Source organism: Paraburkholderia domus, from assembly GCF_905220705.1.
Classification (GTDB): domain Bacteria; phylum Pseudomonadota; class Gammaproteobacteria; order Burkholderiales; family Burkholderiaceae; genus Paraburkholderia; species Paraburkholderia domus.
The window spans coordinates 161,300-175,323 of record NZ_CAJNAT010000009.1; the positions used below are offsets into that span (position 1 = coordinate 161,300).

Sequence of the window (14,024 nt, forward strand, 5' to 3'; positions counted from 1 at the left end):
GCATGCAGGTTGTCGATTCGCATATCCATCTGTGGGATCTGAAAACGCATCGCTATCCGTGGCTGGAAAACCCGGGCGTGTCGTTCGTGGGTGACGCGCGGGAGTTGAAGCACGACTATCTGCTCGACGATTTGCTCGGCGAGGCGGGCGATATCGAAGTGCTGAAACTGGTGCACGTCGAAGCGAATCACGATCCCGCCGATCCGGTCGAGGAAACCCGTTGGTTGCAGTCGATCGCGGATCGTCCGGCGTCGCGCGGCATGCCCAATGCGATTGTCGCCGCCGTGGATCTGTCCGCGGCAAACGCACCGGAAATCCTTGAAGCGCACGCGTCGTTCGCCAATACGCGTGGCATCAGGCAGATCCTGAACGTGCACGAGAACAAGCTGTTCGATTACGTTGGCCGTCATTTCATGCGTGAGCCGCAGTGGCGCGAGCATCTTGCCTTACTGCGCCGTTACGACATGTCGTTCGATCTGCAACTGTATCCGGCGCAGATGGAAGAGGCGGCTGCGTTGGCTCGCGCGCATGGCGATACGATTTTCATCATCAACCATGCGGGCATGTTCGTGGACCGCAGCAGCGTCGCCGGTTATCGCGCGTGGCGTGACGGTATGCGCGCGCTCGCGGGATGCAGAAACGTCGCGGTGAAGATCAGCGGACTCGCCATGTTCGATCATCAGTGGACCGTCGAAAGCCTGCGGCCTTATGTGCTCGAAACGATCGATACGTTCGGCGTCGAACGCGCGATGTTCGCGTCGAACTTTCCGGTCGACCGGTTGTTCGGTTCTTACGTGGATTTGTGGCGCGCGTACGCGTCGATCGTCGACGGCGCGAGCGTTGCTGAGAAAGAAGCGCTGTTTTGCCGTAACGCGGAGCGCTTTTATCGTATCTGACACATAGCATCTGCCCCATCGCATCTGACCCATCGCATCTGACGCATTCCCGAAAGCGAAAAAAGAAGGAGACAAGTCGTGCAGCCATCCCCATCCGCGGTGCCCAGGCTCGAACTGCGGCACGCGAGCAAATCATTCGGCCGGGTCCGTGCGTTATCCGACGGCGATCTCGCGTTGTGGCCGGGCGAAGTGCATGCGCTGCTCGGCGAAAACGGCGCGGGTAAATCGACGGTCGTGAAGATTCTCGCGGGCGTGCATCAGCCGGATACCGGCGAGCTGCTGGTCGACGGCGTGGCGCGCCGCTTCGCTACGCCTGCTGAAGCGCGTGACGCGGGCCTCGCGGTGATCTATCAGGAGCCGACGCTGTTCTTCGATCTCTCGATCGCGGAGAACATCTTCATGGGGCGGCAGCCGGTCGACCGGATCGGACGTATTCAGTATGACGCCATGCGTCGCGAGGTGGATGGCTTGCTGGCCTCGCTGGGGGTCGATCTGCGTGCGGATCAACTGGTGCGTGGTCTGTCGATTGCCGATCAGCAGGTGATCGAAATTGCGAAGGCGTTGTCCTTGAACGCGAACGTGCTGATCATGGACGAACCGACTGCCGCCTTGTCGCTGCCCGAAGTGGAGCGGCTCTTTGCGATTGTGCGCAAGCTGCGCGAGCGCGATGTGGCGATTCTGTTCATCACGCACCGGCTGGACGAAGTGTTCACGCTGACGCAACGCGTGACGATCATGCGCGATGGAGCAAAGGTATTCGACGGCCTCACCGCCGATCTCACCACCGAATCCATCGTCGCGAAGATGGTGGGCCGTGACCTGGAGACGTTCTATCCGAAAGCAGACCGGCCACCGGGCGAAGTGCGTCTGTCAGTGCGTGGACTCACGCGGGTGGGCGTCTTCAAGGACATTTCCTTCGACGTCCGCGCCGGCGAGATCGTCGCGCTGGCGGGCCTTGTCGGCGCGGGTCGCAGCGAAGTCGCACGCGCGATCTTCGGCATCGATCCGCTCGACTCGGGTGAGATTTCGCTTGGCGGCAAGCGTCTTACCGCAGGCAGTCCGGCCGCAGCGGTGCGTGCGGGCCTCGCGCTAGTACCGGAGGACCGTCGCCAGCAAGGGTTGGCCCTGGAGTTGAGCATTGCGCGCAATGCCTCGATGACGGTGCTCGGGCGTCTCGTCAAACATGGCCTGATTTCCACCCGCAGCGAAACGCAACTGGCCAATCAATGGGGCACGCGTTTGCGCCTCAAAGCGGGGGATCCGAATGCGCCGGTGGGCACGCTTTCCGGCGGCAATCAGCAAAAGGTCGTGCTGGGCAAGTGGCTAGCCACTAACCCGAAGGTCCTGATCATCGACGAACCCACACGCGGCATCGACGTCGGCGCCAAAGCCGAGGTGTATGGCGCGCTGGCGGAACTGGTGCGCGACGGTATGGCCGTGCTGATGATTTCGAGCGAACTGCCGGAAGTACTCGGCATGGCCGATCGCGTACTGGTCATGCACGAGGGGCGTATCAGCGCGGATATCGCGCGCGCCGAAGCCAACGAAGAACGCATCATGGGCGCCGCACTCGGCCAGCCGATTCCACCGTTGGGGGCCGCCGCATGATGCGCCATTCTTCTACCCACCCCGCGCCGGTTCAGGCGCAGGTCCCCAAGCGCACCGGCAATGCGCCGGGCGGCTTTATCGCAAGCATCGCAAAGAGCCGCGAAACGACGCTCTTCGTCGTGCTGATTCTGTTGATTGTGGGCACGGGGCTCGCGAAGCCGCAGTTTCTAAACCTGCAGAACCTGCGTGACGTGTTGCTGAACGTATCGATCATCAGCTTGCTGACAGCCGGCATGACGGTGGTGATCCTGATGCGGCATATCGATCTGTCGGTAGGGTCGACGGTCGGCATTAGCGCGTATGCGGTCGGGAGTCTCTACGTTGCGTTTCCGCATATGCCGGTGATCGTCGCGTTGCTGGCCGGACTTGCGATCGGGCTGGTGGCGGGCGCTATCAATGCGTTGCTGGTTGCCGTGGGGCGTGTGCCGTCGCTGGTGGCGACACTCTCCACGCTCTACATTTTCCGCGGTGCGGACTATGCGTGGGTACACGGCGGGCAGATCAACGCGACCAGTTTGCCCGATGCGTTTTCCCGTCTCGCTACCGGCACGTTCTTCGGCATACCGACGCTCGCGCTGATCGCGATCGTCGTGCTGGCCGGTCTGGCTGTCTATCTGAAGCAGTTTCGCGGTGGACGCGAGCACTACGCGATCGGCTCGAATCCGGAAGCGGCGCGGCTGGCGGGCGTGAACGTCGAACGTCGCGTCATGGCGGGCTTTCTGCTGTCCGGTGCGATTGCCGGTTTTGCGGGCGCGTTGTGGCTGGCGCGCTTCGGCACGGTCGATGCAAGCACCGCAAAGGGCATCGAACTGCAGGTCGTTGCCGCCGCCGTGGTGGGCAGCGTCGCGATCACCGGCGGTGTGGGCACCATTCTCGGCGCCACGCTCGGCGCGCTCGTGCTAGGTGTGATCAGCATCGCGCTCGTCGTGCTGCACGTCTCGCCATTCTGGGAGCAGGCGATCCAGGGCGCGCTGATCGTCGCAGCGATTACCGCCGACACCTTGCTGGCCCGTTCTGTCGCCAAACGCATGATGAGGAAACGCGATCATGGCTAAACCCGATTCCGCGCTGCTCACGCGCAAACGCGAAACGCCTTTGCAATGGGAAGTGTTGCTGGTCGTCGTGCTGGCCCTGTCGCTCGCACTCGGGCGATTGCTGTCACCTGTCTTTCTCACCGGTGCGAACGTCAGCAACATCCTCGCCGATCTGACCGAGATCGCGTTGATGGCGCTGCCCATGACCCTGATTATCGTCGCCGCGGAAATCGATCTTTCGGTGGCATCGGTGTTGGGCGCGTCCAGTGCGTTGATGGGGGTGCTGTGGCACATGGGCTTGCCGATGCCGGTTGTCATCGTGCTGGTATTGATTGCCGGCGCGCTGGCGGGCCTGCTGAACGGCCTCGTGATCGTGAAGCCGAATCTGCCTTCGCTCGCGGTCACTATCGGCACGCTGGCACTGTTTCGCGGCCTGGCGTACGTGCTGCTCGGCGACCAGGCGGTCGCGGATTTTCCGGCGGCTTATACGGCGTTCGGCATGGACACGGTCGGCTCGACCTTTATTCCGTTGCCCTTTGCGATCGTGATCGTCGGCGCGGTGCTGTTTACCGTGCTGCTGCAATCCACGGCGTTCGGCCGCAGCCTCTACGCAATCGGTGCAAATCCGACCGCAGCGGCTTTCTCCGGTATCGAGGTGGCGAAAATCAGGTTGCGTCTGTTCGTGCTGTCCGGCGCGATGAGCGCGCTGGCGGGTGTCGTCTATACGCTGCGGTTCACCAGTGCACGCGGCGACAACGGCGAAGGTTTCGAATTGTCGGTGATCGCGGCGGTGCTGTTCGGCGGTGTGAGTATTTTTGGCGGACGCGGCTCGATGTTCGGCGTCCTGCTGTCGCTGCTAATTATCGGCGTGCTGAAAAACGCGCTGACGCTCGATGATGTATCGAGCGAAACGTTGACGATCGTCACCGGCGTGCTGCTGCTCGCATCGGTGCTGATTCCCAATCTGGTTGCCCGCTGGCGCGCTGCGCGTGACCGGCGGTTCATCGCGAAGTCCGCTTCATCTTTATAACGTCCTCTTAAAACCGGCTCCAAAAGAAATACTTAATACCAAATACCGACAACCCGGACAGCCTTTCGTCCAACAACAAAGCAGGAGACGCCTCATGTTCAATCCCCTACGTCACACCGGCAAGACTGCGCTGTGCATTGCTCTGGTTGCGATCAGTTGTGCCGCGTCCGCGGCGGGCCTGAAAAGCGGTCTGAAGATTGCCTTCGTGCCGAAGCAGATCAACAACCCCTATGAAGTGATTGCCGACGACGGCGGCATGGCCGCGATCAAGGAATTCAACGGCGTGGGCAAGGTAGTGGGGCCGTCGGATGCGGGCGCCTCGTCGCAAGTGCAATACATCAACACGTTGATTACGCAGCGCCAGGACGCGATCGTGATCGCGGCGAACGACGCGAACGCGGTCGTGCCATATTTGAAGAAAGCGATGTCGCAAGGCATCAAGGTCGTGACCTTCGACTCGGACACCGCGCCTGAAGGACGTCAATTGTTCGTGAATCAGGCGAATGCGGAAGGCATCGGCCGAGGTCAGATTCAACTGGTGGCGAAGCTGATGGGCGGGGAGGGCGAGTTCGCGGTGCTGTCGGCTACGCCTAACGCGACCAATCAGAATACGTGGATCAAGTGGATGCAGGAGGAGTTGAAGAAGCCCGAGTACTCGAAGATCAAGCTCGTGAAGATCGCATACGGCAACGATGACGACCAGAAGTCGTTCGTCGAAACGCAAGGTTTGCTGCAGGCGTATCCGAATCTGAAGGCGATCGTTGCGCCGACCACGGTGGGCATTGCAGCGGCGGCGCGTTATATCTCGTCATCGTCGAGCAAGGGTAAGGTGCAGGTGACCGGCTTGGGCACACCGAACCAGATGCGTGCGTTCGTGAAGAACGGGACGGTGAAGGCGTTCCAGCTTTGGGACCCGAATCAGCTTGGATACCTCGCGGCTTATGCGGCAGCGGCGCTGGCCTCGGGAACGATCAGCGGCAAGGAGGGCGAATCGTTTGACGCCGGCAAGCTCGGTAAGCGCACGATCGGGCCGCAAGGCGAAATCATTCTCGGACCGCCGACCACGTTCGATGCGAGCAATATCGACAACTTCAACTTCTAACCAGCGAGCGGGGCGCCGCTGCGCCGGGCGCCGTCGCGCAAGGTGCGCGGCGTCAGGCAATTTGCGGCCACCGTACTCAACCTGGCACTCTGTTTGGTACGGGATATGCGTGCCGGACGATCGAGCCGGAAGCCGCTGCGGATGTACGCAGGAGGCTTCTGCGCCAACTTTAAGACCTATACTTTGAATCGGTGAATCGCCCGTGGGCGTAGTGGGTCCGAACTGCTATCTTGGGTGATAGCAGTTCGAACAGCGAGTAATCATTACCGGACTTTGATGGTTTCGGTTTTCGGCGAGGGCGACGGCGAGCAGTCAGAACGGATGCCGTACACGGAGACTAATCCCTGCTTAGAGGTGCATGATGATCGGAATGACGTGGCTTGTTGTGGCTGACGGAGGTCGCGCGCGTTTTTTCCAGACGCCAGGACTGACGATCGACTTGCATGAGAAAGAATCTCTCATCAACACCGAGTATACGGGCACGATGCTCACGGAAAAGGACCGCGAGAAATTCGCAAAGCGCGTTGCCGAATATCTGGAGGCCGGCCGGCTCCATCAACTCTACAATCGTCTGAGACTCGCCATCGAGCCAAAATTTCTCGGCATGGTCAAAGCCGATCTCAGCGAGGAAACCCGCCGAATGATATTCGAGCAAGTGAGCGAGGATCTGTCGACGCTCAATACCCGGGAAATTGAGGCACGCCTGCGGCGACACTGATCAGCTGTCTTTGGTGTCATATAGCATTCACATAGAGTGAATTCGGCCTTGCCGCGGATCGTGACCTGGCAGGGCCTGTGCGCTACTTATGCGCTGGTTTCCGAGCCACCCGATTCTTCGGCATCACGGAACCAGCGTTCCGCATGAGACCGCTCGGCAACCCAGGAGCGAGACTCCGGCGTGTTGAACTCCTGATCGATGAACCGTCGCCCCCATTCGACCCCATCTCTTGCCGCTTCTTCTTCGGTTAGCCACTCGGGTTGAACGGTTTTGGGGCGAACATCAATGATGGTTCGGGCGCCGTGACTCACACTCACACTGGCGATCCAGGCGCCGAGCTGGTTACGCTCAGGGTGCACAGCGATCTCGAATTCGCCGTAAGAAACAGTGCGTGCTGGCATCGTTCTCTCCTTTGCAGCGTTCAATGATTGATATCCGCTCGCAATGCAGCATGCGCGCTTCTCTCCAGCGTCATCATGCCGTAACCCCGGCAGTCCGGCACGTGGATATTGAGGTTATATGGCAAACCGGCAGACGTATTTCACCAATATCTAACATCGGAGAAACCCATGTTCCCCTAGGTATGACTTGCTCATAGACTTCGAGTACAAAATGAATCTTGAGGCTCAAACTTTTCGGTTGGCGGGAGGTTTTATGGCACAGAATGAACTTTCATACCGGCGGTTTCTGATTGCCGCAACGATTTCACCGCTGCAGGGTAGCCGGGGGATCGCCACAGTCGATGTCACGACCTCAGATGCGGAGCGCATCGCCGATCTTGGAACGGAACGCTTTCTCCATGTGGAACGATGGGTTGAAAGAAATGAACCCGCGTTCCTTCAGGTCGTTGTGGACGAGTGTAAGGTCGCTATCGACCACTACGCGGACAACGTCGACGATAGTTGACTCTGCCGACTCTCGCATGAGGTGCTCCATGCAGGAATTCGATTTCTACATCAACCTGAAGAAACCGACACTCGGACTGTATGTGCGTCAGGGCGCGGGTCTTCCGGACCTCGTTGACACAAGTGAGTGGCAATTCGATGGACATGTGTGGCAGAGCGAGCTGACACCGGACATCCTGAAGGGGCTCGAGACCAATGGTCACGCATTTCAGGAGTTGGGTGCGTGAGCGTTGATGCCATAGCGAGTCGCGCGCGCTGTTCCTGAACGGCCGCGCATCGATTCACTGCTGTCATTCGACCCCGACGATCACGCTCGAGGCTTTGAAAATTGCGGTGGCGGATTTTCCGGCCGCGAGCGCAAGGCGTTCAACGCTATCGTTGGCCGAGATAGCACTTCGATCTCTACAAATTAGTACTATCCTAGCCTTAGGGTGGATGAATGCGCCTTGTCGTATGGTCGTCATTCGGCGCGAATCACATGTCGGCCATGACGAGGGAGAGAATCATGCCGGAGCAGCCAGTCAAGTTGAGTGACGATTTCATTGCGCAGCAGCGCAAGCGCCTCATGTCATTACGCCAGCAACTCCTGGGTGGAGAGGAGAATACGATCGCGGACGAGCGGGCGGCCCAGGAGCAGCGTGGCGACGAGGCCGAAGAGTTCGAGGACGTAGCGCAAGGCATGGCACAGAATGAGGTCAATCAGGCACTGCACGACGTGAACGATCAGCGCATCAGCGATATCGGGCGGGCGCTGCAGAAGATCGACGAGGGTACCTACGGTCTCTCGGATGAAAGTGGTGAGCCGATACCGAAAGCCCGGCTCGAAGTGACTCCGGAGGCTATCCTGACTGTTGAAGAGCAGAGTCGCCGCGAGGCCGGCAAATGATCGCGTAGCGCGCCCAGTGTGCGACCTCGCTGGGCGGCGCGCATGTCAAAGATCCAGATTGTCGCGCTGAGACGCCTTGGGCAGATGCCGCCAATGCCTATCATCGGAAAAACCAATATTCCCTTATCTACGAGCCACTCTTAGAATCCAAGTGCGGATTCAGGGGTTCGTTATGCTAATCATACTGAAGCCGACGTGGTAATCGATCCGCATTCTTCAGACAGCGTTCGTTGAAAACGGACAGGGTAAAAACCTCGCAAGATGCCGCGCTTGATGCGCCATCGCTATCACGGTTCTCCGCTTATTGAACAAAACAAACAGACCGTGGATGGCAGGTCTGGAGTGTTCGCAATTCACCTGGACGCGTCCTATAACCTTTGAACTAGCCGCACGTTTTAACCGAAAAAGGTGACTCTCGATGCCCGCCCTCTGCGAAATCTGTAACGCCCGTCCCGCTGTCGCCCGTGTAACCGTTGTGCAAAACGGCGAACGGAAATCCATCTCGATCTGCGACTACGACTACCGTCAATTAATGCGTCACCAAAGCATGCTCAACCCATTCGATTCACTGCTCGGGGGAAGCGGTCTGTCGCGCTTCTTCGGCGGCATGGAGGATGGGGCCGAAGACGAAGATGCTGGGTACGCCGCCGAGGTGCCGCGCGAATCGGTCGATGCGACCGATGCTTTCAGTGAGCAGACGCTCGAATTGCTGCAGCGCGCCGCGGAGAAGGCCCACGAGCTTGGCCGCAGCGAACTCGACACCGAACACCTGCTGTACGTGCTCGCGGACACCGACGTGTGCGCGGCACTGCTGAAGGAGCTCAAGCTCTCGCCAGAGGACATCAAGGGGTATATCGATCAGCATGCGCAAAAGGGAACCGCCGATCCCGACGCGCCGATGGACAAGATGACCGTCTCGCCTCGTTTGAAAAAGGCGTTCCAATTTGCGTTCCAGGCGTCGCGCGACCTGGGGCACTCTTATGTTGGCCCGGAACATCTGCTGATCGGACTTGCGGCGGTGCCGGACAGCATTGCAGGCACGCTGCTGAAGAAATATGGCGTGACGCCGGAAGCGTTGCGGCAGAAGGTGGTGAAAGTCGTGGGTAAAGGCGCGGAGGACGGCCGTGTCGACACGCCAACCGGCACGCCCAACCTTGACAAGTTCGGACGCGATCTCACGGCCATGGCGCGTGAGGGCAAGCTTGACCCCGTGCTGGGTCGCGCGCAGGAAATCGAGAGCACGATCGAAGTGCTCGCGCGGCGCAAGAAGAACAATCCTGTGCTGATCGGCGAGCCGGGTGTCGGCAAGACCGCGATCGTTGAAGGGCTGGCCCAGCGCATCGTCAATGGCGACGTGCCTGAAGTGCTACGCGGCAAGCGGCTCGTCGAAGTGAACATCAACTCGATGGTGGCAGGCGCGAAGTATCGCGGCGAATTCGAAGAACGTGCCAAGCAGTTGATCGATGAAGTCACGGCCAAGAAGGACGAACTGATCCTGTTCATCGACGAACTGCACACAATCGTCGGCGCGGGACAAGGCGGGGGTGAAGGCGGTCTCGATATCGCGAACGTGCTCAAACCCGCGCTTGCCCGTGGCGAGCTCAGTCTGATCGGCGCGACGACTCTCAACGAATATCAGAAGTACATCGAAAAAGATGCGGCGCTCGAGCGGCGTTTCCAGCCGGTGTTGGTGCCGGAACCGACGGTCGAGCAGACCATCGTCATCCTGCGTGGCCTTCGCGACAAGCTCGAGGCGCACCACCAGGTGACCTTCGCCGACGATGCGTTTGTTGCCGCCGCCGAACTGTCGGATCGTTACATTACGTCGCGTTTTTTGCCCGACAAGGCCATTGACCTGATTGACCAGGCGGCGGCACGCGTGCGCATCGGCGCGACCTCGCGTCCGGCGGCCATCCTGGAGCTCGAAGCCGAGATCGCCCAACTCAAGCGCGAGCAGGATTATGCGTCGTCGCGCAAGCGCTTCGATGAGGCGAAAGCTTTCGAGGCACGGATCGGCGAAAAGCAGGAGAAACTCGACGAACAGATGGAGACATGGCAGCGCAAGACCGGCTCGGAAACGCTCGAAGTGACCGTGGAGTCGATCGCCGAAGTGCTGTCGCGTCTCACCGGCATTCCGGTCACGGAGCTTACGCAGGAAGAGCGCCGGAAGCTTCTGGAGATGGAGAAGAAGCTGCGCGAGCGCGTGATCGGCCAGGATGACGCGGTGATTGCCGTGAGCGATGCCGTGCGCCTGTCACGTGCGGGCCTCGGCCAGGCGAACCGGCCTATCGCGACGTTCCTGTTCCTCGGACCGACCGGTGTCGGCAAGACCGAACTCGCGAAGGCGCTGGCAGAAACCGTGTTCGGCGACGAGCAGGCGGTCGTTCGTATCGACATGTCCGAGTACATGGAGCGTCACGCGGTCGCACGGTTGATCGGGGCCCCTCCGGGCTACGTTGGTTATGACGAGGGCGGGCAACTGACCGAGCGCGTCCGGCGGCGCCCTTACTGCGTGATCCTGCTTGACGAGATCGAGAAGGCGCACCCCGACGTGTATAACGTGCTGCTGCAGGTGTTCGACGACGGGCGGCTGACCGACGGCAAGGGCCGGGTCGTGGACTTCAGTAACACGATCATCATTGCGACGAGCAACCTCGGCGCATCGATCATCATGGACAACCTCGAGAAACCCGAGGCGGATCGCGAGGGTGAGAAAGCGATCCGAGAGGAATTGATGGGCGTGCTCAAGGGACACTTCCGGCCCGAATTCCTGAACCGGATCGACGAGATCATCGTCTTCCATGGGCTCTCGCGCGACAATATCCGCTCGATCGTGCAGATCCAGCTCGAACGGGTCGTGCGCACCGCCGCTGCGCAGGACATTACCCTCAAAATCGACGAATCGGTCATTGATCACCTTGCCGAGGCCGGCTATCGGCCGGAGTTCGGTGCGCGTGAGTTGAAGCGCCAGATTCGCCAGGAACTGGAAACGCGTCTTGCGAAGGAGATGCTCGGCGACGTCCTGAAGTCGGGCGACACGGTCGATGTCAGTTACGACAAGGAAAGCGGCGAAGTGAAGTTCAGCAAGAGCGAGACGCCGCCTCCTGCACCTAAGGCGGCGGACGGGAAGGGGGCTAACGGGCGTGCGAAGAAAAAGCCGTCCAAAGAGGTCGCCAACCCCGAGCCAACTGAAAGCGCCGCCTCGAAGGAGTGATGTCTCTGCCACAGGCTGGGAGACGCCGCCGCGTCACCGCAGACGGTGTACGGGCTCCCAGCCTTGTCTGGACGGGCGGCGATGTCACTGCACATGTACTGTGCATGCCCGCCACCGGTCAATCTGTACCCTTCGCGGCGCAGCAACCCAACTAGACTGAACCCGTATCCAGGCCTTATGCCGTGATGCGGCGTAACTCAACACAAGAAAGCCTTAAGGGATCCTAAGGCTATGCATGGAGTCTCATATGACCACGCGACGCGAAGTTCCAGGAATCCGGCCGTATGACGCACCCGCTGGAGGGTGGGGGGCGCTTCGAGCGACAGCGCAAGCCGTCCGCACCCAGATGGAAAGCATCGAGGCGCCGATCACCTTGATGCGGACCAATCAGCCTGACGGCTTCGATTGTCCGGGTTGTGCCTGGCCGGACAAGGAGCACAAGTCTACGTTCCAGTTCTGCGAGAACGGCGCAAAAGCGGTTACGTGGGAAGCAACGACCAAGCGGGTGACGCCGGAATTTTTCGCAAACAACACGGTGTCAGCGCTGCTGCAACGCACGGATTTCGAACTGGAAGATCTCGGCCGGTTGACGCATCCCCTCGTTTACGACCGCGCCACGGACAAGTTTCTGGCTGTCGAGTGGGAGAACGCATTCGCTCGCATCGGTGAAGTACTTCGAGGACTGTCTTCTCCGGACGAAGCCGAGTTCTATACGTCAGGCCGGGCGTCGAACGAGGCCGCCTATCTCTTTCAATTGCTCGCACGAGAGTATGGGACGAACAATTTCCCTGATTGTTCGAACATGTGCCACGAGCCGACCAGCGTTGGCTTGCCCCAGTCGATCGGGATCGGCAAAGGCACGGTATCGCTGGATGATTTCGACAAGACCGAACTCATCCTCTCGATCGGCCACAATCCCGGGACCAATCACCCGCGGATGATGGGCACACTCCACGAATGCTCGCGGCGCAACGTTCCGATCATTGTGTTCAATCCGCTGCGCGAGCGCGCGCTTGAGCGCTTCGCCGATCCGCAGAGCGTTATTGAAATGGCGACTTTCGGATCGACCCGGATCGCGTCGACCTATTTTCAGCTCGACGCTGGTGGAGACGCGGCCGCGCTCAAGGGCATCATGAAAGCGCTCCTGCAGATGGATGCAGAACAGGGCAACACTGTCCTGGACCACGAGTTTATCGCGACGCATACTCAGGGTTTCGACGCGTTTGCCGCCGATCTGGAAGCGACGTCATGGGAGGATATTGAAAAGGCAAGCGGACTCACCCGTGAAGATCTCGATGAAGTTGCCGTTGCCTACGCAAAATCGAATGCGACGATCGTCACCTACGGCATGGGCGTTACCCAGCATAACAAAGGCACCGCCAATGTCCGTCTGATTGCTGACCTGTTGTTATTGCGCGGCAACATCGGCAAACCCGGTGCTGGCATCTGTCCTTTGCGCGGACATTCCAACGTGCAGGGAAACCGCACGGTCGGTATCACCGAAAAGCCGTCCGCCACCTTCCTCAAGCAGATCGAAGATGTATTCGGCTTCACGCCGCCCGCTGCGCACGGGCACGACGCGGTCCAGGCGATGCAGGCAATGATCGCCGGCACGGCCAAGGCCCTGATTTGCCTCGGCGGAAATTTCGCTGTTGCATTACCCGATTCCGATCAGTCCTTTCCCGCAATGGGCAAGCTCGATCTGAGCGTCCATCTCGGTACCAAGCTCAATCGCTCGCATCTGTTAGTGGCAAAAGAAACATATGTGCTGCCTGTTGTGGGCCGCACGGAACTGGATATCCAGGCGACCGGCCGGCAATCCATTACGGTCGAGGATTCCATGTCGATGGTCCACGCTTCTTCGGGCAAGCTGACGCCTGCGTCCGAGCACCTGCTATCCGAACCGGCGATCATCGCCGGTATCGCGAAAGCAGCGTTGCCGAACAGCAAGGTGGCATGGTCGGACCTGGTTGCCGACTACGACAAGATTCGGGACCTGATCGAGCAAACCGTGCCGGGATTCGAGGCATTCAATGAACGAATCAGAGTGCCGGGGGGATTCCGTATGCCGCTTCCCCCGACGGAACGCGTGTGGCCCACACCGTCGGGCAAAGCGATGTTCTCGGTGTACGGTGGTGTGAAGGAAGACGCAGATGTTCTCGGCGCTGAAAATGTCCTGCGCCTCATCACGATCCGCAGCCACGACCAGTACAACACCACGATCTATGCGCTCGACGATCGTTACCGGGGCGTGTTCGGCCGGCGTGACGTGCTGTTTATGAACGAAGACGATCTTGCCCAACGCGGACTCGAACATGGTGATCTGGTCGACATTGAAACCATCTTGCCGGGCAGACAGCTTCGCCTGAAGAAGATCACGGCTATCGCTTACAACATCGCGCCGGGTTCGGTGGCGGCCTATTATCCGGAAGCCAACGTGCTGGTGCCACTCGACTTCATTGACAAAGAGAGCGGCACGCCTTCGTACAAGTCTGTTCCTGTGCATGTTGTGCGCTCGGCAGAAGCTTGACTTGAAGCGATGACGGGCCGATCAACCGGATGTGCGCGTCCAGTTGATCGACCCGCAGGATACCGGGCGTGAACGCTGTTCTGGCAGCGGCACCCGGTGGT

At 59.9% G+C, this 14,024-nt stretch carries 12 protein-coding genes and 1 pseudogene; 11 read left to right on the forward strand and 2 right to left on the reverse strand.

Annotation, left to right across the window (positions count from 1 at the left end):
- Positions 1-2 precede the first annotated feature (2 nt).
- The 6 genes from KHO31_RS18290 to KHO31_RS18315 all read left to right on the forward strand — a co-directional run bounded on the left by KHO31_RS18290 (position 3) and on the right by KHO31_RS18315 (position 6,388).
- Positions 3-896 (forward strand): amidohydrolase family protein, encoded by an 894-nt coding sequence (locus KHO31_RS18290; RefSeq protein WP_201072475.1) that lies wholly within the window; start codon positions 3-5, stop codon positions 894-896.
- Positions 897-974: 78 nt separating this feature from the next.
- Positions 975-2,504 carry a sugar ABC transporter ATP-binding protein gene (locus tag KHO31_RS18295; RefSeq protein ID WP_211623861.1) on the forward strand — a complete coding sequence of 510 codons (1,530 nt, stop codon included), beginning with the start codon at positions 975-977 and terminating at the stop codon, positions 2,502-2,504.
- A complete protein-coding gene (locus KHO31_RS18300; protein ID WP_211623863.1) occupies positions 2,501-3,559 on the forward strand; it encodes an ABC transporter permease in 1,059 nt (352 codons plus the stop codon). The genes KHO31_RS18295 and KHO31_RS18300 overlap by 4 nt, the downstream gene beginning before the upstream one ends.
- Complete coding sequence (locus tag KHO31_RS18305) at positions 3,552-4,568, forward strand: ABC transporter permease (protein WP_211623866.1); 1,017 nt, start codon at positions 3,552-3,554, stop codon at positions 4,566-4,568. Before KHO31_RS18300 ends, KHO31_RS18305 begins: the two co-directional genes overlap by 8 nt.
- Before the next feature lie 94 nt (positions 4,569-4,662).
- The gene (gene rhaS / locus KHO31_RS18310; RefSeq protein ID WP_201072482.1) at positions 4,663-5,670 is read left to right on the forward strand and encodes a rhamnose ABC transporter substrate-binding protein; all 1,008 of its coding nucleotides are present in this window, start codon (positions 4,663-4,665) and stop codon (positions 5,668-5,670) included.
- Positions 5,671-6,028: 358 nt separating this feature from the next.
- The gene (locus KHO31_RS18315; protein ID WP_236071299.1) at positions 6,029-6,388 is read left to right on the forward strand and encodes a host attachment protein; all 360 of its coding nucleotides are present in this window, start codon (positions 6,029-6,031) and stop codon (positions 6,386-6,388) included.
- Between the two features lie 86 nt (positions 6,389-6,474).
- Here KHO31_RS18315 and KHO31_RS18320 read toward each other — a convergent pair whose 3' ends face one another.
- Positions 6,475-6,789 carry a DUF6566 family protein gene (locus KHO31_RS18320; RefSeq protein WP_201072484.1) on the reverse strand — a complete coding sequence of 105 codons (315 nt, stop codon included), beginning with the start codon at positions 6,787-6,789 and terminating at the stop codon, positions 6,475-6,477.
- Between the two features lie 211 nt (positions 6,790-7,000).
- Between KHO31_RS18320 and KHO31_RS18325 the strand changes: the two genes are divergently transcribed.
- The gene (locus KHO31_RS18325; RefSeq protein ID WP_236071301.1) at positions 7,001-7,294 is read left to right on the forward strand and encodes a hypothetical protein; all 294 of its coding nucleotides are present in this window, start codon (positions 7,001-7,003) and stop codon (positions 7,292-7,294) included.
- 28 nt (positions 7,295-7,322) lie between these two features.
- Complete coding sequence (locus tag KHO31_RS18330; protein ID WP_201072486.1) at positions 7,323-7,520, forward strand: hypothetical protein; 198 nt, start codon at positions 7,323-7,325, stop codon at positions 7,518-7,520.
- A 63-nt stretch (positions 7,521-7,583) separates the two neighbouring features.
- Here KHO31_RS18330 and KHO31_RS39340 read toward each other — a convergent pair.
- Positions 7,584-7,685 (reverse strand): annotated as a pseudogene (locus KHO31_RS39340) (TOBE domain-containing protein); the annotation flags it as partial.
- A gap of 113 nt (positions 7,686-7,798) precedes the next feature.
- Between KHO31_RS39340 and KHO31_RS18335 the strand changes: the two are divergent.
- The 3 genes from KHO31_RS18335 (at position 7,799) to KHO31_RS18345 (ending at position 13,923) form a co-directional block, all read left to right on the forward strand.
- Positions 7,799-8,179: a TraR/DksA family transcriptional regulator gene (locus KHO31_RS18335; protein ID WP_211623868.1), complete on the forward strand. Its 381-nt coding sequence runs from the start codon at positions 7,799-7,801 to the stop codon at positions 8,177-8,179.
- A 418-nt stretch (positions 8,180-8,597) separates the two neighbouring features.
- On the forward strand, positions 8,598-11,393 hold the full coding sequence (locus tag KHO31_RS18340) for an ATP-dependent Clp protease ATP-binding subunit (RefSeq protein ID WP_201072490.1): 2,796 nt from the start codon (positions 8,598-8,600) through the stop codon (positions 11,391-11,393).
- Between the two features lie 247 nt (positions 11,394-11,640).
- Entirely contained in the window at positions 11,641-13,923 is a 2,283-nt protein-coding gene (locus KHO31_RS18345; RefSeq protein WP_201072492.1) for an FdhF/YdeP family oxidoreductase, read from the forward strand.
- The last annotated feature ends 101 nt before the right edge of the window (positions 13,924-14,024 follow it).